Source organism: Micromonospora sp. DT229 (genome assembly GCF_049844505.1).
GTDB lineage: Bacteria > Actinomycetota > Actinomycetes > Mycobacteriales > Micromonosporaceae > Micromonospora.
Genome location: NZ_JBNCLD010000003.1, coordinates 123938 through 148498 on the forward strand (window position 1 = coordinate 123938; position 24561 = coordinate 148498).

Annotated in this window: 23 protein-coding genes and 3 tRNA genes; 17 read left to right on the forward strand and 9 right to left on the reverse strand. The window is 71.1% G+C overall.

Annotated elements, in window-relative coordinates:
* Positions 1-116: 116 nt before the first annotated feature.
* Positions 117-758 carry a hypothetical protein gene (locus ACLQ2T_RS06030; RefSeq protein ID WP_425765248.1) on the reverse strand — a complete coding sequence of 214 codons (642 nt, stop codon included), beginning with the start codon at positions 756-758 and terminating at the stop codon, positions 117-119.
* Between the two features lie 262 nt (positions 759-1020).
* Entirely contained in the window at positions 1021-1971 is a 951-nt protein-coding gene (locus ACLQ2T_RS06035) for an endonuclease/exonuclease/phosphatase family protein (protein WP_425765226.1), read from the reverse strand.
* 444 nt (positions 1972-2415) lie between these two features.
* Between ACLQ2T_RS06035 and ACLQ2T_RS06040 the strand changes: the two genes are divergently transcribed.
* From ACLQ2T_RS06040 to ACLQ2T_RS06070, 7 genes are all read left to right on the forward strand, one after another.
* Entirely contained in the window at positions 2416-3465 is a 1050-nt protein-coding gene (locus ACLQ2T_RS06040) for an AAA family ATPase (protein WP_425764983.1), read from the forward strand.
* Positions 3466-3485: 20 nt separating this feature from the next.
* Positions 3486-4472: a DUF58 domain-containing protein gene (locus tag ACLQ2T_RS06045; RefSeq protein ID WP_425764984.1), complete on the forward strand. Its 987-nt coding sequence runs from the start codon at positions 3486-3488 to the stop codon at positions 4470-4472.
* A complete protein-coding gene (locus tag ACLQ2T_RS06050; RefSeq protein ID WP_425764985.1) occupies positions 4469-5428 on the forward strand; it encodes a VWA domain-containing protein in 960 nt (319 codons plus the stop codon). Before ACLQ2T_RS06045 ends, ACLQ2T_RS06050 begins: the two co-directional genes overlap by 4 nt.
* 77 nt (positions 5429-5505) lie before the next feature.
* Positions 5506-6351 (forward strand): S1C family serine protease, encoded by an 846-nt coding sequence (locus ACLQ2T_RS06055; protein ID WP_357532263.1) that lies wholly within the window; start codon positions 5506-5508, stop codon positions 6349-6351.
* A gap of 112 nt (positions 6352-6463) precedes the next feature.
* Complete coding sequence (locus ACLQ2T_RS06060; protein ID WP_425764986.1) at positions 6464-6760, forward strand: hypothetical protein; 297 nt, start codon at positions 6464-6466, stop codon at positions 6758-6760.
* A 9-nt stretch (positions 6761-6769) separates the two neighbouring features.
* On the forward strand, positions 6770-7195 hold the full coding sequence (gene arfB, locus ACLQ2T_RS06065; RefSeq protein WP_425764987.1) for an alternative ribosome rescue aminoacyl-tRNA hydrolase ArfB: 426 nt from the start codon (positions 6770-6772) through the stop codon (positions 7193-7195).
* 116 nt (positions 7196-7311) lie between these two features.
* Positions 7312-8463 carry a cellulose binding domain-containing protein gene (locus tag ACLQ2T_RS06070; RefSeq protein ID WP_425764988.1) on the forward strand — a complete coding sequence of 384 codons (1152 nt, stop codon included), beginning with the start codon at positions 7312-7314 and terminating at the stop codon, positions 8461-8463.
* Between the two features lie 64 nt (positions 8464-8527).
* Here the strand turns inward: ACLQ2T_RS06070 and ACLQ2T_RS06075 are convergent, their stop codons facing one another.
* Together ACLQ2T_RS06075 and ACLQ2T_RS06080 are read right to left on the reverse strand one after the other, a co-directional pair.
* Positions 8528-9388: a 3-methyladenine DNA glycosylase gene (locus ACLQ2T_RS06075; RefSeq protein ID WP_425765227.1), complete on the reverse strand. Its 861-nt coding sequence runs from the start codon at positions 9386-9388 to the stop codon at positions 8528-8530.
* 73 nt (positions 9389-9461) lie between these two features.
* Positions 9462-10802 (reverse strand): hypothetical protein, encoded by a 1341-nt coding sequence (locus ACLQ2T_RS06080; RefSeq protein WP_425764989.1) that lies wholly within the window; start codon positions 10800-10802, stop codon positions 9462-9464.
* A 134-nt stretch (positions 10803-10936) separates the two neighbouring features.
* On the opposite strand from ACLQ2T_RS06080, the gene ACLQ2T_RS06085 reads away from it, so the two are divergent.
* The 4 genes from ACLQ2T_RS06085 (at position 10937) to ACLQ2T_RS06100 (ending at position 12621) form a co-directional block, all read left to right on the forward strand.
* Positions 10937-11740 (forward strand): fumarylacetoacetate hydrolase family protein, encoded by an 804-nt coding sequence (locus tag ACLQ2T_RS06085; RefSeq protein WP_425764990.1) that lies wholly within the window; start codon positions 10937-10939, stop codon positions 11738-11740.
* A 95-nt stretch (positions 11741-11835) separates the two neighbouring features.
* A tRNA-Gln gene (locus ACLQ2T_RS06090) sits at positions 11836-11907 on the forward strand.
* A gap of 137 nt (positions 11908-12044) precedes the next feature.
* A tRNA-Glu gene (locus ACLQ2T_RS06095) sits at positions 12045-12117 on the forward strand.
* A gap of 428 nt (positions 12118-12545) precedes the next feature.
* Positions 12546-12621 (forward strand) — tRNA-Glu (locus tag ACLQ2T_RS06100).
* A gap of 204 nt (positions 12622-12825) precedes the next feature.
* Here ACLQ2T_RS06100 and ACLQ2T_RS06105 read toward each other — a convergent pair.
* Positions 12826-13512 carry an IclR family transcriptional regulator gene (locus tag ACLQ2T_RS06105; RefSeq protein ID WP_327022305.1) on the reverse strand — a complete coding sequence of 229 codons (687 nt, stop codon included), beginning with the start codon at positions 13510-13512 and terminating at the stop codon, positions 12826-12828.
* A 49-nt stretch (positions 13513-13561) separates the two neighbouring features.
* On the opposite strand from ACLQ2T_RS06105, the gene leuC reads away from it, so the two are divergent.
* The 4 genes from leuC to ACLQ2T_RS06125 all read left to right on the forward strand — a co-directional run bounded on the left by leuC (position 13562) and on the right by ACLQ2T_RS06125 (position 18522).
* Positions 13562-15007 (forward strand): 3-isopropylmalate dehydratase large subunit, encoded by a 1446-nt coding sequence (gene leuC, locus ACLQ2T_RS06110; protein ID WP_425764991.1) that lies wholly within the window; start codon positions 13562-13564, stop codon positions 15005-15007.
* A 14-nt stretch (positions 15008-15021) separates the two neighbouring features.
* Positions 15022-15609 (forward strand): 3-isopropylmalate dehydratase small subunit, encoded by a 588-nt coding sequence (leuD, locus tag ACLQ2T_RS06115; RefSeq protein WP_425764992.1) that lies wholly within the window; start codon positions 15022-15024, stop codon positions 15607-15609.
* 172 nt (positions 15610-15781) lie between these two features.
* A complete protein-coding gene (locus ACLQ2T_RS06120; protein ID WP_425764993.1) occupies positions 15782-16453 on the forward strand; it encodes an HU family DNA-binding protein in 672 nt (223 codons plus the stop codon).
* A gap of 125 nt (positions 16454-16578) precedes the next feature.
* Complete coding sequence (locus tag ACLQ2T_RS06125) at positions 16579-18522, forward strand: endonuclease/exonuclease/phosphatase family protein (protein WP_425764994.1); 1944 nt, start codon at positions 16579-16581, stop codon at positions 18520-18522.
* A 73-nt stretch (positions 18523-18595) separates the two neighbouring features.
* On the opposite strand, the gene ACLQ2T_RS06130 is transcribed toward ACLQ2T_RS06125, so the two are convergent.
* From ACLQ2T_RS06130 to cofC, 4 genes are all read right to left on the reverse strand, one after another.
* Positions 18596-19528, reverse strand: a complete 933-nt coding sequence (locus ACLQ2T_RS06130) for an NUDIX hydrolase (RefSeq protein ID WP_425764995.1) — start codon at positions 19526-19528, stop codon at positions 18596-18598.
* A 4-nt stretch (positions 19529-19532) separates the two neighbouring features.
* Positions 19533-21752, reverse strand: a complete 2220-nt coding sequence (locus ACLQ2T_RS06135; protein ID WP_425764997.1) for an RNA degradosome polyphosphate kinase — start codon at positions 21750-21752, stop codon at positions 19533-19535.
* 53 nt (positions 21753-21805) lie between these two features.
* Positions 21806-22003: a cold-shock protein gene (locus tag ACLQ2T_RS06140; RefSeq protein WP_425764999.1), complete on the reverse strand. Its 198-nt coding sequence runs from the start codon at positions 22001-22003 to the stop codon at positions 21806-21808.
* A gap of 75 nt (positions 22004-22078) precedes the next feature.
* Complete coding sequence (gene cofC / locus ACLQ2T_RS06145; RefSeq protein WP_425765001.1) at positions 22079-22708, reverse strand: 2-phospho-L-lactate guanylyltransferase; 630 nt, start codon at positions 22706-22708, stop codon at positions 22079-22081.
* Positions 22709-22830: 122 nt separating this feature from the next.
* On the opposite strand from cofC, the gene ACLQ2T_RS06150 reads away from it, so the two are divergent.
* The gene (locus ACLQ2T_RS06150) at positions 22831-23565 is read left to right on the forward strand and encodes a lysophospholipid acyltransferase family protein (RefSeq protein WP_425765002.1); all 735 of its coding nucleotides are present in this window, start codon (positions 22831-22833) and stop codon (positions 23563-23565) included.
* The gene (locus ACLQ2T_RS06155) at positions 23562-24560 is read left to right on the forward strand and encodes an NAD(P)H-dependent glycerol-3-phosphate dehydrogenase (protein WP_425765003.1); all 999 of its coding nucleotides are present in this window, start codon (positions 23562-23564) and stop codon (positions 24558-24560) included. The genes ACLQ2T_RS06150 and ACLQ2T_RS06155 overlap by 4 nt, the downstream gene beginning before the upstream one ends.
* Position 24561 lies beyond the last annotated feature (1 nt).

The following is a 24561-nucleotide window of genomic DNA, read 5'->3' on the forward strand; positions in this document are numbered from 1 at the left end:
GCAGGTCCCCGAGAAACACCGGCAGCACCTGCTCATCCGCAGCGACTCCGTCGCGGATGAGCAGGTGCCGTGCTGGACCGGCTCCGCGAGCTGCACAAACGTGCCAAACGAATGCATCAACGGCGTCGAGGCGCAGATCCGCTACCATAACTCCACAAATTGCTTGAACCGCCTGAATGTTGATTCGTGTTCGGCCCCCGACCCTGCGCATTGGTCCCAACAACTGACATGATGGAGGCGACATTGCTGCGCTGGACCTCATTAATCAGCCGCAGGAACTCCCCTCGGACTTGTCCAATCGCGTTGTTGTGCAGCGAAGCGGCGTTATCGATTTCACGGTCGTAGGCAACAGCCCCTCCCCTGGCGATGTCCGCAGTAAGCTCCTGCCGTTCGGTTGCGGTCATGTTCTGCTCACCCTCTCTGGTCAGGTGGTGATAGGAAACATTATTGTTCAAGTCGCTACCATGCATATGCCCCGGGTTCTCACGGACCTGCCCGCTGGCCAGATACTCCCGATATGGCCCCCTGTAGAGATCGAGACTGATGCGATAGTCTATATCCCGGATCCTGTTGTACACCTCTTGGACACTCGCCTCCGTGGACTCGTACTCCCGCACAGCTCTGATGAGTCCATCCTGCGATCCGATCCACTGCTTCTGCGCCTCGGATAAATAGTCAAATCGTGCCGCTTCGTTGTCTGAGAGTAGGACTTTGGCCAATTCTGTCACGTGATCGGGGTCGCTGTACGGGTAGGTCATGAGTGTCACTCCTTCTTGGGCGAACGGATGAAAACAGCGTTTCCGCAACTGTGCGTACCCTCGGGCGCCGTGGATCAATAAGCGCCACCCATTCTCGGAGGGCTTCCGGACTTTGCCCTCGTTGATACGAGATCCACGGTCGAGCCCAGGCCTGAGTTCAATGCTGTGATGTGCACAACACCGGGTGTGGGTGCGCGGGGTGCGCGGCGCGAGGTGTGAGAAGGGCCCTTCGCTAGGCTATGCGTTAAGAAGGGGCCCTTCCTTACCCGCTGACCGGTAGGCGTAGTTCGGCGAGGATCATGCGGTGGTCGCTGCCGGGTAGCGGGTGCACCGTGACCGTGTGCACCGCGATCCGGCGGTCGACCAGTACGTGGTCGATCACCACGGGCGGAATCAGGTCGCCGTCGTACGGACCCCAGGTGCCGCTGAGTCCCGTGCCGACCGAGGCGGCGGCGTCGGTGTAGCCGGTGTCGAGCAGGGCCCGCAGCGGCGCGTGGTCGAGGGTGGCGTTGAAGTCGCCGGCGAGGATGCTCAGCGGCCCGTGGGGGGTGGCCGGCGGTTGGGCGGCCAGGTCGGCGCGCCAGTAGCCGGTCTGGTCCAGCGCGTACGGTGCCGACGGGTGCGCCGACTCGACGCGTACCTCGGGTGCGCCCGGGACGGCGACCGTCGCGTATGCCTGGGTGAAACCAAAGCCACCGCGCAGCGTGCGGATGCCGCCGCCGCTGATCGGGTGCCGGGCGTACAGACCTGAGCCGGGTGTGCCCACCACCGGGTTGAGGTGCCGGTAGGGCAGCAGTCGGTCGAGGCCGAGCCGGTCCAGTTCGGCCTGTGCCGACGGGGTGAACTCCTGCACGACCAGCACGTCGACCCGCTCGGTGCGGACCAGGTCGACCACCATGGCGGGGTCGGCGGCGCCGGCCAGCAGGTTGGCGGTGAGCAGCCGTACCGTCGGCCCGGTGACCCCCGGCTGCGCCGACGGCAGCGCCCGCGGCGCCACCACCGCGACCAGCGTCATGGTGACCACCGCCGCGACCACGGCCGGCCAGCGGCGCCGTAGGGCGAGCGCGAGCAGCAGTGGTACCAGACTCCCGAGCAGCGCGTACGGCGTGAACGCCAGCAACTGCACCAGTGGCCCGCGGTCCAGGCCCGCCACTCGGGCGAGTGCCCAACCGGCGCCCGGTGCGACGGCGAGCCAGCAGATCGTGGTGCCCATCCGTCGGCGTCCTGCGTCGGTGGTCCTCACAGCCTGTGAGGCTACTGGGTGGATGTTGCGCCCAGCGCGGGCGAAAGGAGAGCAGAGGTCGCCACCCGGCGATCAGAACCGCATTTTGTGAATGAATGTGCCGTGGTGGCGGCTCGCCTGCAGACCCCCAACGGCGTCTTCATCCAGACCCGCAGCTCCACCGGCAGCCCCGCCGACCTGCCGTTCCACCTTCTCGTGCACCGCTGATCCAGCTGTGCCGTCGCCGGTCCCCTGCGTGGGGGCCGGCGACGCTCCGCTGGTTGGCCGTGCCCGGTTACCTCCTCGCCGATGCCGCCCGACCGCTCTGCGCACTCACGCCCGGTCCAGGCCGTAACGGCGTTGCCGCGCGGTCTGGGTGCGCCAAGGCCGGAATTTCCGACGTTTGTCCGATGGTCGCCGCGGGAAGCAAGCACCGTGACGGACATCTCGGACACCCTGTCCAGCCTGCCCAGCCCGGCCGATCAGGACGCGACCGCGGCCGAGCTGCACCAGACCCTCAACGAGGTCAGACGGGTGATCGTCGGGCAGGATCAGCTCGTCGAACGCCTGCTCACCGCCCTGCTGGCGGACGGGCACTGCCTGCTGGAAGGCGTACCGGGGGTGGCCAAGACCCTCGCCGTGCAGACCCTGGCCACAGTGGTCGGCGGCACCTTCTCCCGGATTCAGTTCACCCCCGACCTGGTGCCCTCGGACATCGTCGGCACCCGCATCTACCGGGCGTCCAGAGAGAGCTTCGACGTCGAACTCGGTCCGATCATGGCCAACCTGGTGTTGGCCGACGAGATCAACCGGGCTCCGGCGAAGGTGCAGTCGGCGCTGCTGGAGGCGATGGCCGAGCGGCAGGTCTCGATCGGTGGGCGCAGCTATCCGGTGCCGGAGCCCTTCCTCGTCCTGGCCACCCAGAACCCGATCGAGTCCGAGGGGGTCTACCAGTTGCCGGAGGCCCAGCGGGACCGCTTTCTCATGAAGATCGTCGTCGACTATCCCGACGACGCCGACGAGCTGGCGATCCTCTACCGGATGAGCGCCGAGCGTCCCCGGGCCCACCGGGTGCTGCGACCGGACCGGCTGCGGGAGTTCCAGCTCCATGCCCGGCAGATCTTCGTCCACCACGCCATCGCGGAGTACGTCGTCCGACTCATCCTGGCCACCCGTGACCCGGCCCGGTACGGGATGCCGGAACTGGCCCCCCTGCTCGCGTACGGTGCCAGTCCCCGCGCCACCCTGGGGATGGTCGCCGCCGCGCGGGCCCGGGCCCTGCTGCGTGGCCGGGAGTACGTGCTGCCGGAGGACGTCCGGGAACTCGCCGTGGACGTGCTGGCCCACCGGCTGGTGCTCTCCTTCGACGCGGTCGCCGACGGGGTGAGCGCCGAATCGGTGGTACGCCGACTGGTCGAGGTGGTGCCGCTGCCCCAGGTGGTCAACGGCCAACCGGAGTACGCCGCCGATCTGGCCGCCGCGTGATGAGAGGTGGGCGGGTCCCGGTGCCGGCGGACCCGGCGCTCACCGAGCTGACCCCCGACCAGCGACTGCGCCGGCTGGAACTGACCGTCACCCGGCGCCTGGACGGTCTGTTGCACGGCGAGTATCGGGGTCTGCTGCCCGGTCCCGGCAGTGAACCCGCAGGCAGCCGCGAGTACCGGCCCGGCGAGGACGAGGTACGCCGGATGGACTGGTCGGTCACGGCCCGTACCACCGTCCCGCACGTGCGGGAGGTCGACGCCGACCGGGAACTGACCACCTGGCTGCTGGTCGACGCCAGCCCCAGCATGGAGTACGGCACCGCCGAGTTGGACAAGCGGGAACTGGCCGTGGCGGCGGTGGCCACCATCGGCTTCCTCACCGCCGGCACCGGCAACCGTCTCGGCGCGCAGGTGCTGACCCCGTACGGGCTGCATCGGGTGCCGGCGCGGGGCGGACGCAGCCATCTGGTCGGCCTGATGCGCGGCCTGCTGGCCGCGCCCCGGCAGGGCGTCGACCCGCCCGCCCGCCCGGCCGGCGAGGAGGTCGACCTGTCCGCCGGGCTGGCCGCGGTGCACCGGACGGCCAACCGGCGGGGTCTGGTGGTGGTGATCTCGGACTTCCTGGACGGGCTGCCGGACGACCCAGGATCACCGGCCGACTGGGAGCGTCCGCTGCGCCGGTTGGCCGTGCGGCATCAGGTGCTGGCGGTGGAGGTGGTCGATCCGCGCGAACTGGAACTGCCGGACGTCGGACTGATCACGCTGACCGATCCGGAGACCGGCGAACGCCGCGAGGTCTGGACCGGCGACCCCGGCCTGCGCGAGCGGTACGCTGCCGCCGCCGCAGCCCAGCGGGACCAGCTCCGCCAGGTCCTTCGCCGAGCCGGAGCGGCCCACCTGGCGTTGCGTACCGACCGGGACTGGGCCACCGACATCGTGCGGCACGTGCACGCCCAGCGCCGGTTGGCCCTGGCACCGGCCGCGCCCAGGCGGGGAGGTGTCGCATGATCTGGGAGTCACCCATCCGGCTCTGGTTGCTGCTCGGGGTGGCCGCGCTGGCGCTGGCCTACCTGGTGGCGCAGCGCCGCCGCAGCCGGTACGCCGTCCGGTTCACCAACCTGCGACTGCTCGACCGGGTGGCGCCCCGGCGCCCGACCTGGCGTCGACACCTGCCGGCCGGTCTCTTCCTGGCCATGCTGGCATTGCTGGTGGTCGGCTTCGCCCGGCCGACGGCGGAGGTTCGGGTGCCCCGGGAGCGGGCCACCGTGATGGTCGCGGTGGACGTCTCCACCTCGATGCTCGCCACCGACGTGGACCCGGATCGGCTCAGCGCCGCCAAGAGCGCCGCCCGGGACTTCGTCGATGCACTGCCCAAGGAGTTCAACGTCGGGCTGGTGGCCTTCGCCGGCAGCGCCGCTGTGCTGGTGCCGCCGAGCATCGACCGGGAGGCGTTGGACGAGGGGATCCAACGCCTGGCGGAGGGCATCACCGGGGTGCAGGGCACCGCCATCGGAGAGGCGATCAGCACCTCCCTGGGCGCGGTCCGGGCCTTGGACGAACAGGCCACCACCGAACCGCCCCCGGCCCGGATCATCGTGCTCTCCGACGGGGCCAACACCTCCGGCATGGATCCGATGGAGGCCGCCGCGGAGGCGGTCGCCGTCGAGGTGCCGGTGCACACGATCTCCTTCGGTACCCCGGGTGGCTTCGTGGACCGGGGCGGGCGACCGATCCAGGTGCCGGTGGACGGGGAGACCCTGCAGGCCGTGGCCGAACAGACCGGGGGGGCCTTCCACCAGGCCGACACCAGCGACGAGTTGCGTGCCGTCTACGACGACATCGGCAGTTCGGTGGGGTGGCGCAAGGAGCGGCAGGACATCTCGGCCCGGTTCATCGGGCTCGGCCTGGTGTTCGCGATGGGGGCGGCGTTCGGCTCGATGCGCTGGTTCTCCCGCCTGCCCTGAACGCGTACCGGCCGGTCCGACCCCGGCCCGGTCCGACCTCCGCAGCAGCTGCGGGCGCACATGTGAGGAGCGTACGAATGGCAGTGCAGACCGGACTGGGTGAGCCCCGTGGGCCCTGGTTCGTCTCGCCGGAGCTCGACCCGCACGGTCGGGACGGGACGGGACAGGCTGCCCGGATGCGCGACGAGGCGGGGTGGGGCTGGCGTCGTCGACTGCTGGGCGGGCTGGCGGTACTGGCCCTGTCGACCGGTTCGGGGGCGGTGGCCGGTGGCTGGGTGGCCAGTCGGGGGATTCCCGAACCGGCTGCGGCCTCGGCCGCGCCGGTGCCCGCCGAGTTGGTGACCGCCGCCGAGAAGACCGTGCCCGGGGTGGTCTCCGTGCTGGTGGGCGGGGCCACCGGGTCCGGCTTTGCGGTCGACTCCGAGCAGCACATCATCACCAACGACCACATCCTGGCCAAGGGTCGGGGTGGCCCGGTGACGGTGGAACTGCCCGACGGCCGCCGGTTCGGCGCCCAGGTGGTCGGCCGGGAACCCGGCAGCGATCTGGCGGTGTTGAAGGTGCCGGGGTCCGCCGGGCTGGCCTCGCTGCCACTTGCCAAGCCGGGCTCGACCCGGGTGGGTGAACCGGTGCTGGCGGTCGGGTCGCCGCTGGGGCTGTCCGGCACGGTCACCGCCGGGATCGTCAGCGCCCTCGATCGTCAGGTGCGCCTCGGGGACAACCGGCACCGGGCGGTGCAGACCGACGCCTCGATCAACCCGGGGAACTCCGGCGGACCGTTGGTCAACGCCCGGGGCGAGGTGGTCGGGGTGAACACCGCGATCGCCACCATCGACGGTAACGGCTCGATCGGCATCGGCTTCGCCATCCCCATCGAGCAGGTGCAGCAGACCGCGGACACGATCATCGGCAAGGGCGGCTGAAAAATCACCGACAGTGACTGTCCGATTACGGAAGCATGGGGCAATCTGTCGGATTCTGGCGATCATTGATCGGAGAATGGAAATATTACGCTGAGTATGGATACTCACGGGAGTGGAGCGTCCTCTCATCGCGGTCCTCCTGCTGGTGGGCCTCATCATCGGAACTGGCGTGGGGTCCTCGTACGCCCGCGCCCGGCGGGGCTGGACCGACTACCAGACCGCCAAGAAGACCGTGCCGGGTGCCCGTCGTGGCGCCTGGCTGCTGATCAAGGTGGCCACCACGAAGATCGGGGTGATCCTCCTGCTGCTGATCGGGGCGGTGGCCTATGCCGCAACCGGGGGAGAAGGCGACTCGGAGCCGCCCTCGCCGAACCCGAGCAGTTCTCCCGAATCGCCCCCGGGGCGCTAGCCTCAGGGCGTGGACGGCGGACTGCGGGTGACCGATCGGTGGGTCGTGCCCGCTGCTGAGCTGCGGGAGCGCTTCTCCCGTTCCTCCGGGCCGGGCGGGCAGGGAGTCAACACCACGGACTCCCGGGTGGAGTTGAGCTTCGACCTGGCCGCCTCGCCCAGCCTGCCGGAGTCGCTGCGGGCGCGGGCGCTGGACCGGCTGGCCGGGCGGCTGGTCGACGGGGTGCTGACCATCGCCGCCAGCGAGCACCGGGCCCAACTGGCCAACCGGGAAGCGGCCCGGGAGCGGTTGGCCGCCCTGTTGCGCGAGGCGGTCGCCCCGCCACCGCCGCCGCGTCGGCCGACCAGGCCCTCGCGCGGGGCCAAGGAACGGCGGCTGGCCGACAAGAAGCGCCGTTCCCAGCGCAAGCGCGACCGGCGGGTGGACGGCGACTAGCCGGTCGATCCCAGGAGAGTCAAGGCATTGATGATTCTCATCATTGTTGGTTGAATGCGCGCGGGAGCGTCCGGGCCGTCACACGAACTTCGACACGTGACAGGAGTCCCTCCACCATGCTCCGTAGGCCTCTGCGCAACGCTGCCGCCGGGTTCGCGGCCGTCCTCCTCGCGATCACCGCCTGGTCCGCGCCATCGACCCCGCTCGCCGACCCCGTCCAGTCCGCCTCGCCGGTCGCCGCCTCGGTGCCGCTCGCTTCGGTGCCGCTCGCCGATCCGGTACGCATCATGCCGCTCGGCGACTCGATCACCGGCTCTCCGGGCTGTTGGCGCGCACTGCTCTGGAACCGCCTCCAGTCCGCCGGGCACTCCGCCATCGACTTCGTCGGCACCCTGGGCCCGCAGGGCTGCGGCCAGCCCTACGACGGGGACAACGAGGGCCACGGCGGCTACCTGGCCACCAACGTGGCCAACCAGAACCTGCTCCCGGGCTGGCTGTCGGCCACCCGGCCGGACATCGTGCTCATGCACTTCGGCACCAACGACGTGTGGAGCAACATCGCCCCGACCACGATCCTCACCGCGTACAGCAGGCTGGTGGACCAGATGCGCGCCAGCAATCCCGCCATGCGCATCCTGGTAGCGAAGATCATCCCGATGGCGCCGAGCAGTTGCCCGGAGTGCGGGCAGCGGACCGTGGCCCTCAACAACGCCATCGACGGCTGGGCGGCGGGCAGGACCACCAGCCAGTCGCCGATCGTCGTGGTGGACCAGTGGACCGGCTTCAACACCGCCACGGACACCTACGACGGGGTGCATCCCAACGCCGCCGGCGACCAGAAGATGTCCGACCGCTGGTATCCCGCCCTGGTGTCGGCCCTGACCGGCATCCCGACCCCCACCCCCACGCCTACTCCGACGGTCACGCCGACGCCGACGGCCACTGCGACCCCGACGCCGCCGCCGGGAGGTTGCGTGGCCAGCTACCGGCTAGCCGGTAGCTGGCAGGGCGGGTTCCAGGCGGAGGTGACCGTACGCAACGACGGTGCGAGCGCACTCACCGGTTGGGTGGTGCGGCTCGACTTCGCCGACGGGCAGCGGGTCACCCAGGCATGGAGCGCCGAGGTGACCCAGACCGGCTCGGTGGTCACCGCCCGAAACGCCGGCTGGAACGGCACCCTGTCGCCCGGTGCGCAGACCACCTTCGGGTTCCTGGCCTCCGCCGGCAGCACCAACACCGCGCCGACGGCACACTGCTCCCGATCGTGACCACGGCTGCGGGGCCACCGGTCGGTGGTCCCGCAGCCTTCCGTCCGCTGCCCGCTGCGACTGGTCAGGTCAGCGCCGGTTGCTCCACTGTGGCCAGCAGGGTGGTGCAGACCTCGATCAGCCGAGCCCGGAGCAGCCCGGAGCGCTGGGCGAACTCCCGTTGCCGGGTCACGTACTCGGCCTTGCCCTCCGGGGTCTCGATGGCCACCGCCGGCTGCCCGTAGGAGGAGAGGTCGTACGGTGAGGCCTGCATGTCCAGCAGCCGGATGTCCCGGGCCAACTCGAAGCAGTCCAGGGCCAGTTCGCCGGGGACGGCCGGGCCCAGCTTGGTGGCCCACTTGTGGCAGTCCATCGCGGCGTGCAGACAGCCCGGTTGGTCCAGATCCACCTGGCTGGCCCGGGTTGGGCGCAGCCGGTTGAGGCCGACGGCCTCCGGGGTGAAGAACCGGTACGCGTCGAAGTGCGAGCATCTGATCTGGTGCGCCTCGACCACCGCGTCGGTGCCCTCCTGGCCCAGCCGCAGGGGAAGGGGGTGCCGATGCTCGCGCTGGCGGTAGACCATTGCCCACTCGTGCAACCCGAAACAGCCCGTGAAGGCCGGGCGGGTGGCGATCGAGGACAGCAGCCGCCAGATGAAACGTACCGACTCGGCCCGGTCGGCGAGGAAGGCCGCCGCGTCGAAGCCGACCGTGCCCTCGGAGTCGGTGGCGTACCACCGCCACTGCCCGTTCGGCGCCGGGCCCTGCGGTCCGGGTTCCAGCCGGACCCCCACCCCGGGATGCCAACGGCGCAGCATGGAGGGCCGGGTGCCGTAGTACTCGTAGAGGAAGTCGTCGATCGCGTGACGTCGTCGGGCCGCCCGGCGCCTGCGATGTGCGGCCGTCAGGGCGTCGGCCCGCTCCTCGTGCGCCTGGGCGCGCGGCATCCACACGGCAGCCGGCAGGCTGTCGAAGCTGGGGTGGGCGGCGGTCACCGTCCAAGGGTACGACCGCCGCTGATCAGGGCACGTCCACCCGTACCCCGGCGGAGAAGACCCCGCTGCGAAGCTCCAGCCGTTGCGGTGCCTCGCCGCCGTCGACCGTGAAGACCAGCGGCAGCACCATGCGGCTGCCTGCGGCCATCGGCTCGGCGAAGACGTCCCGCCCCTGGTTGACCTGTCGGGTGGCCTGCTCGTCGGTGGTCACCCAGTTGCCGTTCGCCAGGTACGCCCGTTGCAGCTTGCCGTGCCAGCTGTGGTGCTCCCGGGTCAGGTTCCGGACCCCGACGGTGGCCTGGCACTGCCGGGCACCCCGGCCCGGGTCGCAGGTCATCCGGTAGACGGTGAACTCGAAGGCGTCCTCCCGCAGGGGTATCCCCAGGCCACCGGTGACCCCGGTGCCCTTCCAGGCCCCGTTGGTCGGCTGGCTGTCGGTGTCGATCGCGGCCACCCGTCGGGTGGCGGTCCACGCCGCCGTGCCCAGGGTGGCCGCCAGCAGCGTCGCGGCCACCGGGACGATCAACCACACCGGCGGGGTGCGGCGGCGGGTGGGCGGCCGGGGCGCGGCCGGTCGGGGATAGATCCGCCCCGGCCCGTCGGAGGCCAGCGCCGCCGCGACCGGGGGCCGGCGACGCCGCCAGGTGGCGAACCCCAGGCCGGCGAGGACCAGCAGCACCGCCACCCCGGCCAGCAGGGCGGGTGCCTGGTCACGCCACCCCGGGGACTCCTGGGAACGCTCCGCGGTGGCACCCGGTGCCGTCCAGGTGGCGGTCGCGCAGTCGTACGGCCGGTGGCCGTCCACGGCGAAAGCGCAGGCCGGAGCGGTCACCGGCTGTTGCGCCGCCGTGCTGCTCAGGGTGGTGTCCAGCTTGGTGGTGCTGCGCGGGGACAACCTCAGCCGCCAGGTCACCTCCGTGGCCGTGGACCCGCCGGGGCGTACCTCCCGACCGCCGTCGCTGATCGCGGTCGCCGAGACCCCCTGGGGCAGTTCCTGGCGCACGGTGGTGTCCACCGGGGTGTTGCCGGCGTTGCGAACCTCGATGCGGTAGCTCGGCTGGGTGGTGCTGGCCGGGGCGACCTGCACGCTGACCTTCGGCGCGGGAGCGGGCGAGGCCAGCCGGGTCGGAGTGGGCACGGCCGGTGGTGCCGAGGGCATCGTCGGCTCCGCCGTCGCCACTGCCGCCGGACGCCCCGCCGCCGCCACTGCAGGCGGACGTTCGGCCGCCGCCACTGCAGGCGGACGTTCGGCCGCTGCGGGCTCTGTCGTGGTGAACGCCGGTAGCGCCGGCACAGCTGCGGTGAGAAACCCCACGCAGTGCACGATCGCCGCCAGGGCCCTGTGGTGTCGTGTCGATGCAGGCATACGAACGAACCTCCGCAGCCGACGCTAGGTCGACGGCATCGTCGGCCGGGTACGAAGCGGCGAATCCGGCACCGAGGGTGATCGTCAGGGGTAAGGTGCCGCACCTGGTCCACGGGCGGGGCTAGATTGTCCTGGTGCGTATCGCTCGTTTCGCTCATGCCAAGGGAATGTCGTTCGGAGTCGTCGAGGGGGAGCCGGGGGCGGGCCCGCAGGGGCTCACCATCGCCGAGATCTCGGGACACCCGTTCGGCCAGATAACCTTCAGCGGCGTCCGTTGGGCGCTGTCCGACGTCCGCCTGCTCTCGCCGATCCTGCCCAGCAAGGTGGTCTGCGTCGGCCGCAACTACGCCGAGCACGCCGCCGAGCACGGCAGCGAGGTGCCCAGCGAGCCGCTGCTGTTCCTCAAGCCCTCCACCTCCGTCATCGGTCCTCGGGACGCGATCCGGCTGCCGGAGTTCAGCAAGCAGGTGGAGCACGAGGCCGAGTTGGCCGTGGTGATCGGTGCCCCGGGGGCGCGCCGCGCCGACCGGGCCGCGGCACAGCGGGCCATCTTCGGCTACACCTGCGCCAACGACGTCACCGCCCGGGACCTGCAACGCTCGGACAACCAGTGGACCCGGGCCAAGGGGTTCGACTCGTTCTGCCCGATCGGCCCCTGGATCACCACCGGCCTGGACGTCGGTGACCTGGAGATCCGGTGTGAGGTGGGACGGGACCCGGAGGAGATGGAGGTCCGCCAACTGGGCCGGACCCGGGACATGGTCTTCGACGTGCCCGCCCTGGTGTCGTACATCTCGCATGTGATGACCCTGTTGCCGGGCGACGTCGTGCTGACCGGCACCCCGGCGGGGGTTAGCCCGCTCGTGGACGGGGATACGGTGACCGTCCGGATCGAGGGGATCGGCGACCTGACCAACCCGGTGGTATCCGCCGCCTGAGGCTGTCTCTGCAGGTCAGAGGCGGTTTGGGGAAGTCGATTTGGCCTGCCGGTGCCGGGAGGGTAAGGTTTGATCCCGGCGCCGCAAGGGGCCGATGGGGTATGGGGTAATTGGCAGCCCAACTGATTCTGGTTCAGTTAGTCTAGGTTCGAGTCCTGGTACCCCAGCGCATCCGAGGTTCGCGAGAACCGAGGTCGCTGGATTCTGGTGGGTTCTCAGCATCCACGTTCCGCCACGGAACATGGTTCGCTAGGTCTGGTAGAGTTCGGCGACACCACCGAAAGGTGGTGTCGCATTGTGTTCTGGCCCCGTCGTCTAGCGGCCCAGGACGCCGCCCTCTCAAGGCGGTAGCGCCGGTTCGAATCCGGTCGGGGCTACAGATGTTCACGGCTCGTCCCTCCTGGGACGAGCCGCTTGCCATTCCCGCTCGGCGCCCTTATTCCCAGCCCCGGCTCGCCCTTCGCGTCGCGCCCTTGGCGCCCGGCTCGCCTCGGCAATCCCGGCTCGACACCCTCTCCTGGAACGGTGCCCCTACTCCCAGCCCTGGCCCAGTGCCCTCTGCGGCTCGCCCAGTGCCCTCTGCGGCTCACAGCGCCTTCCGGCTCAGCCGGACCGACCGCGCCTGCCAGCCCGGCGCAGCAACTCCCGACCCGCCCGCGTCGAGCATTCGACCAGCTAGGGCCTACCGCCAGGGTTCGGCGCTCCGGCGGCGCATCAAGCCCACCCACCCCGCTGATACGGCGCTGGGAATCGCCGCTAGACTACTGCCGCACCGCTGGAAACGGCGGTGAACCAGGAAAGTTCTGGCCCCGTCGTCTAGCGGCCCAGGACGCCGCCCTCTCAAGGCGGTAGCGCCGGTTCGAATCCGGTCGGGGCTACCACACGAAGCCCGTCTCGCCCCGGCGAGACGGGCTTCCCCCTTTCCACACCCACCCCTCCCCACCCCACGCACCCCTCCCGGCCACCCTCCCCGGTCTGGTTGATCAAGAAGTTTGCGTCTCGAATCGACTGTTCGTAGACCAAAACTTCTTGATCAACAGGGGCTAAGTGGTGGGGGCGGGCGGGGAGTGGGGGTGGGGGTGGGGTTAGAGGCCGGAGAGGCGTTGGCCGGCTCTTACTACGGCCATGGCGTGGCGTTCGCCGGGGCGGCGGCCGAGGCGTTCGATGGGGCCGGAGATGCTGATGGCGGCGATCACCCGGCCGGTGCGGTCGCGGATCGGAGCTGAGACGCTGGCCACACCGGCCTCGCGTTCGGCGACGCTCTGCGCCCAACCGCGGCGGCGTACCTCGGCCAGGGTGCGGCCGGTGAACTTGGCCCGCGGCAGCAGTGGCATGACCGCCTCGGGTGGCTCCCAGGCGAGCAGGATCTGGGCCGCCGACCCGGCGGTCATCGGCAGCACCGAGCCGACCGGGACGGTGTCCCGCAGCCCGCTGGCCCGCTCGGCGGCGGCCACGCAGATCCGTTCGTCCGCTCTGCGCAGATAGAGCTGGGCGCTTTCGCCGGTGGCGTCCCGCAATGCGGCCAGCAGTGGCTCGGCCGCGGTCAGCAGGACGTCCGGCGCGGCATTGGCCAGCTCGCCCAGGCGAGGGCCGGGGCGCCAGCGGCCCTGGGTGTCCCGGACCAGCATCCGGTGGATCTCCAGGGCTTGGGCCAGCCGGTGCGCGGTGGCTCGGGGCAGCTTGGTGCGTTCAACGAGTTCGGCCAGGCTGGCGCCGTCGACACAGGCGGCCAGGATGACCACCGCCTTGTCGAGAACGCCGACACCGCTCATACTGTGTCCCACAAGCCGAAACTTACCTCCCAGAATTTAGGATGTCCAGATGGTGGGAGCCACTACTCAGCCGAGAACCTTGGCCGAGAAGGTCTGGGACGCGCATGTCGTCCGGTCTGTCGAGGGAGAGCCCGATCTGCTCTTCATCGACCTGCACCTGCTGCACGAGGTGACCAGCCCGCAGGCGTTCGACGGGCTGCGGCTCGCCGGTCGACGGGTGCGCCGTACCGACCTCACCCTCGCGACCGAGGACCACAACACCCCGACCGGGTACGCCGATCCCTCGTTCCAGCAGCGCCGTGGTGACCTGCTCACCATCGCTGACCCCACCTCGCGTACCCAGATCGAGACGCTGCGCCGCAACTGCGCGGAGTTCGGCGTGAAGCTGCACCCCCTGGGCGACGAGAACCAGGGCATCGTGCACGTCATCGGCCCGCAGCTCGGACTCACCCAGCCCGGCATGACCATCGTCTGTGGCGACTCGCACACCGCCACCCACGGCGCCTTCGGGGCACTGGCCTTCGGCATCGGCACCAGTGAGGTCGAGCACGTGCTGGCCACCCAGACACTGCCGCAGGCCCGTCCGAAGACCATGGCGGTCACCGTCAACGGTCAGCTCAACCCCGGCGTCACCGCCAAGGACCTGGTCCTCGCGCTGATCGCCAAGGTCGGCACCGGTGGCGGTCGCGGACACATCGTCGAGTACCGCGGTGAGGCCATCCGGGCGCTGTCCATGGAGGGCCGGATGACCATCGCCAACATGTCGATCGAGTGGGGTGCCAAGGCCGGCATGATCGCGCCGGACGAGACCACCTTCGCGTACCTGAAGGGGCGGCCGAACGCCCCCACCGGCGCCGACTGGGACGCGGCGCTGGCCTACTGGCGGACCCTGCCCACCGATGAGGGGGCGACCTTCGACGCCGAGGTGATCCTGGACGCGTCGGAGATCACGCCGTTCGTGACCTGGGGCACCAACCCGGGACAGGGCGTTCCGCTGGGCGCGGCCGTGCCGGACCCGGAGGAGTTCGCCACCGACGCGGAACGGGCCGCCGCCCGTCGTGCCCTGGAGTACATGGACCTGCGACCGGGCACCCCGCTGCGTGACCTCGCGGTCGACGTGGTCTTCGTCGGCTCCTGCACCAACGGCCGGCTTGAGGACCTGCGTGCCGCCGCGGACGTGCTGCGCGGTCACCGGGTCGCCGACGGCGTACGCATGATGGTGGTGCCCGGCTCCGCCGCCGTACGGGAGGCGGCCGAGGCCGAGGGGCTGGACAAGGTCTTCACCGACGCGGGTGCGGAGTGGCGCTTCGCCGGCTGCTCGATGTGCCTGGGCATGAACCCGGACACCCTCTCGCCGGGGCAGCGCTCCGCCTCGACCTCCAACCGGAACTTCGAGGGCCGCCAGGGCCGGGGCGGGCGTACTCACCTGGTGAGTCCGCCGGTCGCCGCCGCGACCGCAGTGGTCGGCCGACTGGCCGCTCCCGCCGATCTGTAGAAGGGCTGCGACAGATGGACAAGTTCACCGTGCACACCGGCACCGCCGTGCCGCTGCGTCGGTCCGACGTGGACACCGACCAGATCATCCCGGCCGTCTACCTGAAGCGGGTGACCCGTACCGGTTTCGCCGACGGGTTGTTCAGCGCGTGGCGGGAGGACCCGGGATTCGTACTCAACGATCAATCCTATGCCGGGGCGTCGATTCTTGTCGCCGGTCCGGAGTTCGGCACCGGGTCCTCGCGCGAGCACGCCGTCTGGGCGCTGCGCGACTACGGGTTCCGAGCCGTGATCGCACCCGGCTTCGGTGACATCTTCCGGGGCAACGCTCTTAAGGAAGGGTTGCTTCCGGTAGAGCTGGAATTGAAAGCGGTCGAGGAAATCTGGGGTCTGGTCGAGGCCGCCCCCGACACCTCGATCACCGTGGACCTGGCCACCCGCCAGGTCCGGGCCGGCACCTTCACGTGGTCGTTCCCGCTCGACGATTTCAGCCGCTGGCGGCTGATGGAGGGCTTGGACGACATTGGACTCACCCTGCGGCACGAGGCCCAGATCAGTACCTTCGAGACCACCCGGCCGTCCTTCCTGCCCCGGGTCGCATAGCCGTTCGCCGGGTCTGTTCGCCGATTCCGCCCCCACCGGTGCCACCGGTGGGGGCGAATCCGTTACGACACAAGGGCTTTTTTCCACCGAATGTTTGTGTCCCGGCAGCACAGGGCATACCGTGCGCGCAGAATGGCTCGCGTCGAGTCAGTTGCACAATCAGGAGGAAGTCGTGAACAAGGCCGAGCTCATCGAGGCGCTCGCCGTTCGCCTGGGGGACCGGAAGACGGCGACGGCCGCGCTCGACGCGGTCCTCGCTGAGGTCCAGGCGGCGGTCACCAAGGGCGAGAAGGTGGCGATCACCGGATTCGGAGCGTTCGAGAAGCGTGTTCGTGGCGCTCGAACAGCGCGCAACCCGCGCACAGGCGAGGCGGTGAAGGTCAAGAAGACCTCCGTGCCGACCTTCCGCCCAGGCGCCGGGTTCAAGGAGATGGTGGCCAGCGGCAAGGTGCCGAAGGCCACGGCGGCGGCTAAGAAGGCAGCCGCGGCCACCGCCAAGACCACCGGCGCGAAGGCGACCGGTGCCAAGGCGACCACCGCGAAGGCGACTGGCGCCAAGGCGACCACCGCGAAGAAGACGACCGCGACCAAGACCACCACGGCGGCCAAGACCACGGCGGCCAAGAAGACCACCGCGACGAAGACCGCGGCGGCCACCAAGAAGGCCGCACCGGCGAAGGCCACCGCGACCAAGACCGCGGCGGCCAGGAAGACCACCACGAAGAAGGCCGCACCGGCGAAGACCACCGCCACCAAGACCACCACCACGGCGGCCAAGACCACGGCGGCCAAGAAGGCCCCGGCGAAGAAGGCGCCGGCCAAGAAGACCGCGACCCGGCGCTGATCCGGTCGTACGAGAAGGGCGCCCGCCTCGGTGGTGGGCGCCCTTCGTCGTGTTCGGGCCGCCCCGCACCGCCCCGTTGACCGACGCGCCGCCTGGCACCAGAATCGCCGCACACCCTCGGCGAAATGAGGACCGTGTTGCGTCATCGCCACCTCGGTACCGCCACCCTGGCGTTGGGTCTCGTCGTGTTGACCGACGTGCTGCGGGTTTTCCTGCCGTCGGTCATCACCGTCTTCGGGCAGGCCGCCTCGACCCCCGCCGAACTGCTCGGTGCCTTCGCGCTCGGCTGGTTCGTGCTCGCCCTGGCCGCACCGGCCCTCGTCGTCCGGGTCGGTGCCCGTCCCGTCGGCCTGTTGGCGGTGGCCGTACTGAGCGCCGCCCGGCTGGCGTTGACCGCGACGCCCGGGGGTCGTACCCAACTCTGGTTGGCCACCGCAGGCCTGCTGGCCGGGCTGGTGTGGCTGGCCGCGACCGCCGGCCAGATCAGGCGACCGCTGCACGGGCTGGTCTTCGGACTGACCGCCGGGGCGCTCGGCCACGCCCTGACCGGTACCCACGACCCGGTGTGGTGGGGACGCTGGGAGGCCTGGCTGCTGAGCTTCCTCCTGGTGGCGTCCTTGCTGGTCCTGGCGGTCGCCTTCGCCGCAAAGCCCGGATCCGGCCGGCAGGACGACGACACCGGGGCGCTACCGCCGGGCCGGAGTTGGCTGCTCGTCGGGCCCGCGTTGCTGTTGGGTGGCATGGTCGCGTTGTCACCGGCGGTCGCGGGCACCGCGATGTCCTTCTGGCTCGGTGCGGCCGGCACCGCCGGCACGCCCCTGTTCGGCCTGGCGCCCCTGGCCGCCGCAGTGGCGCTGTTCGTGCTCTGCGCGTTGACCCCGCCGCCGAGCCGTCCCCTGTTCCCGGTGCTGCTGCTGGCCGGGGCGCTGCTGTTCGGGTACGGGCCACCGGGGTTCCTCGGTGTCGCGATGCTGCTCACCGCAGCGGGGCTGGGCGGCTGCCTGGCCCTGACCGCCGCCGACCGAGGGCGGTCGACCGCGGCCAGTCGCGGGTACGCGGCGACCGGCGGCATGGTGGTCTTCGCTCTGGCGGCGGTGCTGTACTACGCCGCCTACGACATCGGCTACCCCAACGGATGGCTGCCCGCCCTGGTGGCGGCGGTGGTGGGGGTCGCCGCGCTGGGCGGACGGCGGCGACCTGCGACAGCGGCCCCCGGTGCCCTGCCGCCGCCGATGCCCCTCGCCACCGGGCGATCGGAGTGGTCGGTCGCCCTGCCGGCCGCCCTGCTGGCCACCGTGCTCGCCCTCGTCGCCGCGGCCGTGCAGGGGCCGTGGCTGGTGGCCACCAACCGGGGCGGGCCACCCGAGCAGATCCGGCTGGTGGCGTACAACATCCGGATGGGCTTCGGCTTGGACGGGCGGCTCGACCTGGCCGGCCTGGAGCGGGCGATCGGGCGGGCCGACGTGGTGGTGCTCAGCGAGATCGACCGGGGCTGGTTGCTCAACGGCGGTCACGACACCCTGCATCTGTTGGCGACCCGGCTGGATATGCCGTACGTCTTCGCGCCCGCCGCCGGGGCCCTGTGGGGCGATGCGGTGCTGAGTCGGTGGCCGGTCCAGCGGGCGCGGACCCGCGCGCTACCCGCGGTCGGCGCACCCACCGGTGCCCAGGCCCTGGGGGTGACTGTCGACTTCAGCGACGGCGTACGGCTGGCGGTCGTGAGCACCCACCTGCAACCCCCGCCGGGTACGGATCCGGTGGTGCAGGCCCGGGTGGTCGCCGAGTTCGCCACCGGGTACGCCGACGGTGGGCCACTCGTCGTCGCTGGTGACTTCAACACCGAGCCGGGTGATCCGGCCTTCACGGCCCTCACCGATGCCGGGCTGGTCGACGCCTTGGCGGCCGTACGCCCGTTGCCCACCAGCCCGGCCGACGACCCGCGTACCCAGATCGACCACATCTTCGTCTCCCCGGACCTGTCGGCCACCGACCCGACCGCAACCCCGAGCACCGCCAGCGACCACCTGCCGGTCGCCGTCACCCTCAAGCTGCCACCGGCCCGGCTGTGACGGGCAGCCGATCGGGCACCGCCGACTCGACCCCCGGCACACCTGGTGGTGGCGGTGGGGTTGTGGGAGGGACTCAGAGGCGGTCGGCTGCTAGCAGGCGGTCGCCGGTGAAGGCGAGCAGCCAGCCGCCGCCCTTTCCGGTGGCGTAGTCGCCGGACTGGCCGACGAGCCGCTCCAACGCGCCGGGGATGACCTTGCCCTGGCTGCACGCCGCGACCGACTCGCTGTTCGCCGCCCATGCGGTCAGTGCTGCCGCTACGGCCAGCGTGCACTCGTCGGCCTGCTGGCCGGCGCGGGGCTCGTCCAGGTCGCCACTGATCTCGATCGGCAGGTCGAGCTGCGCGGCGGCCGGGTCCAGGGTCTGCACGCATCGGCGGGGTGAGGCGGAGAACAGTCGGGTGGGGCGGACCAGCGCGATCAGCGGCGCCAAGGCATGCGCCTGCGACCAGCCACGGGGGTCCAGGGGTCGGCCGGTGTCCGGGCCGGACCAGTCCAGTCGCCGACCGGCGTGGCCGTGGCGGACCAGCAGCATGGTCGCGGTCGCTCGGGGCAGCGCGGCGAAGGCGGCCAGCACCTGGTTGTCGTGCGGGTAGCTGACCAGCCTCATCGCATCGTCCACCCCTAGCCAGCGCACATCGTCGACCTCGGTGCCGGGCTGGAAACCGCCCGTGCCCACCGCCCGCATCGACCAGTAGTCGACCGTCTTGTCCAGGCCCTCGCTGCGGTACCGCACGCTGGGCAGGCGCACCTGGGGTACCGCCTGGGCGTCGGCCTCCTCGGCGACCTCCCGGACGGCGGCCAGCAGTGCATGCTCGCCCGGCTCCAACTTGCCCTTCGGCAACGTCCAGTCCCCATACCAGGGGCGGTGCACCAGGCACACCTGGACGCCGTCGTCCGGTGTCGGTCGCCACACCACCCCGCCGGCGGCCCGGATCTCGGCTACGCCGACATCGGGTAGCGGGGTACGCCAGCGGCCAGGGACCGCCGGGTCCTCCTCCTCGACCATCTGCTCAGCCTATTGCCCGGGCGGCTCGTCCGGCGGTGCCCCCGACCCGACGCAGCAACAGGTCCTGTAGTCGGTCCAGGGGCGCGGCAGATGTGCCGCTGCGCCGGAGCCAGCTGCCGTCGGCGGTCAACTCGAACGCCTCGACCTCCGGGCTCATCGCCGCCTGGAGCACGTGGTCCAGTTCGGCTCGGGCCACCGGGTCGCTCACCTGGACCAGTGCCTCGACCCGTCGATCCAGGTTGCGGTGCATCAGGTCGGCCGAGCCGATCCAGAACTCGGCGTCGCCGTCGTTGCCGAAGCGGAAGATCCGGGAGTGTTCCAGGAACCGGCCGAGGATGGAGCGGACCCGGATGTTGTCCGACAGCCCCGGCACCCCGGGACGCAGGGTGCACATTCCTCGGATGATCAGGTCGACGTGCACCCCCGCCTGGGAGGCCCGATACAGGGCGTCGGTGACGGCCTCGTCGACGAGGGCGTTCACCTTGAACTGCACCAGTGCGGGCCGGCCGAGCCGGACCTGGGCGATCTCCCGTTCGATCCGCTCGATCAGACCCCTGCGTACCCCCTGGGGCGCCATCAGCAGTCGCCGGTACGCGGTCTGCCGGCTGTAGCCGGTGAGCACGTTGAACAGGTCGGTCAGGTCGGCGCCGATGTCCGGGTCGGCGGTGAGCATCCCGAAGTCCTCGTAGAGGCGGGCGGTCTTGGGGTGGTAGTTGCCGGTGCCGATGTGGCAGTAGCGCCGGATCTGGTCGCCCTCCTGGCGTACCACCAGGGCGGTCTTGCAGTGGGTCTTGAGGCCGACCAGTCCGTAGACCACGTGGCACCCGGCCCGTTCCAGGGTGCGGGCCCAGCCGATGTTGGCCACCTCGTCGAAGCGGGCCTTCAACTCGACCAGCACCACCACCTGCTTGCCGGCCGCGGCGGCCTCCACCAGGGCGTCCACGATGGGGGAGTCCCCGCTGGTGCGGTACAGGGTCTGCTTGATGGCCAGCACGTTCGGGTCGGCGGCGGCCTGCTCGATGAAGCGTTGCACGCTGGTCGCGAAGGAGTGGTACGGGTGATGCACCAGCACGTCCCCGTCGCGCAGGGTCGCGAAGACGCTGCGCGGCACCTCGCCCTCGGCCAGCCGGGGATGGGTGGCCGGCACGAAGGGTGGATCCTTCAGGTCGGGGCGGTCCGCCTCGCCGTAGAGCTGCCACAGGGCGGACAGGTCGAGCAGCCCACGGACCCGCAGTACGTCCTGGCGGTCCATGTCCAGTTCCCGGACCAGCAACTCCAGCATGCGGTCGGAGATCGACGCGGCGACCTCCAGCCGGACCGGGGGACCGAATCGGCGCCGGGCCAGTTCCCGTTCCAGGGCCTGGAGCAGGTCCTCGTCGCGGTCCTCGTCGACCTCCACCTCGGCGTTGCGGGTGACCCGGAACAGGTGGCACTCCAGGACCTGCGTACCGGAGAAGAGTTGGCCGAGGTGGACGGCGATGAGGTCCTCCACGGGCAGCACCCGTACCCCGGGCCGGTCCCGGTCGACCCGGACGAACCGGGGCACGTTGTCGGGCACCTTGACCCGGGCGAACAGTTCCGGTCCACCGTCCGGGTCGCGCACCGACACGGCCAGGTTGAGCGAACGACCCGAGATGTACGGGAAGGGGTGGGCCGGGTCGACCGCCAGTGGGGTGAGCACCGGAAAGATCTGCTGGCGGAAGTAGGAGTGCAGCCGTTCCCGCTCGCGGTCGCCGAGGTCGGACCAGCCCAACACCCGGATGTCCTCCGCCGCCAGCGCCGGCAGCACGTCGTCGATGAGACAGGCGGCGTGTCGGGCCACCAGGGTGGCCGCCTTGGCGGCGACCAGTTCCAGTTGGGTACGCAGCGGCAACCCGTCCCCGCCGCGCACCGGTAGCCCGGCGGTGAGCCGCCGTTTCAGCCCGGCGACCCGCACCATGTAGAACTCGTCCAGGTTGCTGGCGAAGATCGCGAGGAACTTGGCGCGCTCCAGCAGCGGGGTACGTCGGTCCTCGGCCAGGGCCAGGACCCGGGCGTTGAAGTCGAGCCAGGACAGCTCCCGGTTGAGGAACCGGTCCTCCGGCAGGGGCCGGTCGGGCCGCGCCTCGGGGGGCTCCGGCAGGGCCGGCCCGGGGCTGGGATCCAGCACCTCCGCCAACCCGGAGGAGGCTGCTGCGGGGTCGGGTTGGCCGGGATTGTCCGGGCGTTCGCGAGGGGTGCTCACCCGCCAATAATCACCCGGTCACGGTGAACCCGAACTGAACTTGAGCTGGGAGGTCAGGACATCGTCGGTATCGTCACCCGGACGACGGCGCCTTCGCTGTCGGTTTCCACCCTGACCCGCTGACCCAGGCGCAGCAGCCGCAGTCCGGAGGCGTCGAACGCGGGGGCGGGGAAGGGCAGTTCCGTGCCGTCGTCGAGCAGCAGCAGCCCGCTGCGGGTCGCCGCGTCGAAGGTAGCCACCGTGCCCTGCATGCCCAGCACCGTACACGCAGGCGCGGCCCAGCCGGGGGCAAGCCCGCCGCCAGCGCCGCTCAGCCGCTCAGCCGCTCAGCCGCTCAGGCAGTCGGCGGTCAGGGCCGCGGTGCGGGGACCGAGCCCGAGCCGGGCCGCGGCGGCCAGGTCGGCGGCGGTGTCGACATCCCGACGCAGGCTGGGCCAGGCGGCGGTGAGCGGCCGGGCCCCGCTGCGCGCGTGCGCGGCGGCCGAGCCGGGCCCGAACCGGGGATCCAGGGGTACCCCGGTCGGGGCGGCCAGCAGCACCGTGCCGGTCCCGGGGCAGTCGCTGACGAAGGAGCGGAGGTGCGGCGGACCTACCCGGGCGGCGTCCAGGGCGGCGGCCAGGTCGGCCGGACGCAGGGCGGGCAGATCGGCGGTGAGTGCCACCACCCACCCGCCGACCCCGGCCGCGCCGTGCCGGAAGGCGGCGTTCAGGCCGGGGGCCGGGGGGTCGGGCAGCACCCGGGCGTCGATCATCCGGGCCAGCAGGCTCACCTGGGGATCGTCGGTGACCACCCGGATCTCGGCCACCCCGGGACAGGCGCGCACCGCGTCCAGGGTGTCGGCGATCAGGGCCAGCGTCAGCTTCTCGTGAGGTACGCCGGGCACCCCGCCGCGCAGCCGGGTCTTCGCGGCGGTCAGGCGCTTGACCGGTACCACCACGGTCCATGGCTGACTCACACTGTCATCCTGCCAGCCTTGCATCGGTACCCTCACTGGCCGTACCAGGGGCGAGCAGGCATGATTTCGGCTGCGGGCGTCACCGGTTCCTCCGGTGGGCGGGGCTGGTACGAGGAGGCACGGTGGGTCAGCGCAGGCTGGGGTTCTGGCAACGGGTGGCCGTGGTGCTGGTCAAGCCGGTGATGACGGTCTGGACCCGGCGTACCTGGCGGGGGATGGAGCACCTCGGCACCGAGGGCCCAATGATCATCGTGGCGAACCACATGTCGCATGCCGATCCGCTTGTCGCCTCCCATTTCATCTACGACTCCGGGCGATGGCCGCAGTTCCTGGGCAAGGCGAGCGTGTTCAAGGTCCCGGTGATCGGCTGGATTCTGCACCGGTGCAAGCAGATCCCGGTCGAGCGTGGGACGGTCGACGCGGCCAAGTCGCTGGACGCCCTGATCAAGGCGCTCGGCGAGGGTGACGCCGTGATCATCTACCCGGAGGGCACCATCACCCGGGAACCGGACCTGTGGCCGATGAAGGGCAAGACCGGGGCCGCTCGGCTGGCGTTGGCCACGGGCGCCCCGGTGGTGCCGGTGGTGATGTGGGGCCCGGAGCGCATCTTCGACCCGCGCCGGGGCCGGCTCAACCTGCGGCCCCGGATCCCGGTGACAGTGGTGGCCGGGCCGCCGATCGACCTGAGCCGGTGGGCCGGTGCCGCTCCCAGCCGGTCGGTGCTGGAGGAGATGACTGACGTGATCATGCTGCGGCTGCGGGACATGCTGGCCGAGATCCGGGGTGGCACCCCACCGCCGCTGTGGCAGCGCAATGGTCGGGCCAACGTCGAGCAGCGTCCGGAGGCGACGGCGTGAGTGGGCACGTGGCGGTGCTGGGCGCCGGGTCCTGGGGTACGGCGTTCGCGAAGATCCTGGCCGACGCCGGCCGGGAGGTGACCATCTGGGCCCGACGACAGCCGATCGCGGACCTGATCCGTACGGAGCGACGCAACCCGGAGTACCTGCCGGGGGTGGTGCTGCCGGAGCGGGTCACCGGCACCGGTGACGCCGCCGAGGCGATCAAGGGCGCCGAGATGGTGGTGCTGGCGGTGCCCTCGCAGACCCTGCGGGGCAACCTGGCCGAGTGGGTCCCGTACCTGCACCCCGACGCCACCCTGGTGTCGCTGATGAAGGGCATCGAACTCGGTACCACCAAGCGGATGAGCGAGGTGATCGTCGAGACCGCCCAGGTGGCGGCGGACCGGGTGGTCGTCGTCTCCGGTCCCAACCTGGCCCCGGAGATCGCCGCCGAGCAGCCAGCCGCCACCGTGGTCGCCTGCACGGACTCCGACCGGGCCACCCTGGTGCAGCGGTCCATCACCACGCCGTACTTCCGGCCGTACACAAATGACGACGTGATCGGCTGTGAGCTGGGCGGCGCGGTGAAGAACGTGATCGCCCTGGCGTACGGCATCGCCACCGCCATGGGCTTCGGTCACAACACCCGGGCCATGCTGGTCACCCGAGGCCTGGCCGAGACCGCCCGGCTGGGAGTGGCCCTCGGTGCGGACCCCCTCACCTTCGCCGGGCTGGCCGGCATGGGTGACCTGGTGGCCTCCTGCTCGTCGCCGTCGGCCCGGAACCGCACCTTCGGTGAGCACCTGGGGCGGGGCGCCACCCTGGAGGAGGCGCGGGTGGCCACCCGGCAGACCGCCGAGGGGGTCAAGAGCGCCCTGGCCATCCGCGACCTGGCCCGGGCCCACGGGGTGGAGATGCCGATCACCGAGCAGGTCGAGCTGGTCTGCCACGAGGGCGTCGACCCCCGGGTCGCGGTACGCGCCCTGATGAGCCGCACCACCAAGCCGGAGTGAG

What these genes read in the sequence shown, in the direction of transcription:
- ACLQ2T_RS06075 (WP_425765227.1), bottom strand. Translation starts at nt 9,388, where the DNA reads ATGCCGCGCGCCCAGGCGCACGAGGAGCGGGCCGACGCCCTGACGGCC.
- leuC (WP_425764991.1), top strand. Translation starts at nt 13,562, where the DNA reads ATGGTGGGAGCCACTACTCAGCCGAGAACCTTGGCCGAGAAGGTCTGG.
- ACLQ2T_RS06070 (WP_425764988.1), top strand. Translation starts at nt 7,312, where the DNA reads ATGCTCCGTAGGCCTCTGCGCAACGCTGCCGCCGGGTTCGCGGCCGTC.
- ACLQ2T_RS06140 (WP_425764999.1), bottom strand. Translation starts at nt 22,003, where the DNA reads ATGCAGGGCACGGTGGCTACCTTCGACGCGGCGACCCGCAGCGGGCTG.
- ACLQ2T_RS06035 (WP_425765226.1), bottom strand. Translation starts at nt 1,971, where the DNA reads ATGGGCACCACGATCTGCTGGCTCGCCGTCGCACCGGGCGCCGGTTGG.
- ACLQ2T_RS06105 (WP_327022305.1), bottom strand. Translation starts at nt 13,512, where the DNA reads ATGAGCGGTGTCGGCGTTCTCGACAAGGCGGTGGTCATCCTGGCCGCC.
- ACLQ2T_RS06055 (WP_357532263.1), top strand. Translation starts at nt 5,506, where the DNA reads ATGGCAGTGCAGACCGGACTGGGTGAGCCCCGTGGGCCCTGGTTCGTC.
- ACLQ2T_RS06130 (WP_425764995.1), bottom strand. Translation starts at nt 19,528, where the DNA reads ATGGTCGAGGAGGAGGACCCGGCGGTCCCTGGCCGCTGGCGTACCCCG.
- ACLQ2T_RS06050 (WP_425764985.1), top strand. Translation starts at nt 4,469, where the DNA reads ATGATCTGGGAGTCACCCATCCGGCTCTGGTTGCTGCTCGGGGTGGCC.
- ACLQ2T_RS06125 (WP_425764994.1), top strand. Translation starts at nt 16,579, where the DNA reads ATGAGGACCGTGTTGCGTCATCGCCACCTCGGTACCGCCACCCTGGCG.
- ACLQ2T_RS06080 (WP_425764989.1), bottom strand. Translation starts at nt 10,802, where the DNA reads ATGCCTGCATCGACACGACACCACAGGGCCCTGGCGGCGATCGTGCAC.
- leuD (WP_425764992.1), top strand. Translation starts at nt 15,022, where the DNA reads ATGGACAAGTTCACCGTGCACACCGGCACCGCCGTGCCGCTGCGTCGG.
- ACLQ2T_RS06030 (WP_425765248.1), bottom strand. Translation starts at nt 758, where the DNA reads ATGACCTACCCGTACAGCGACCCCGATCACGTGACAGAATTGGCCAAA.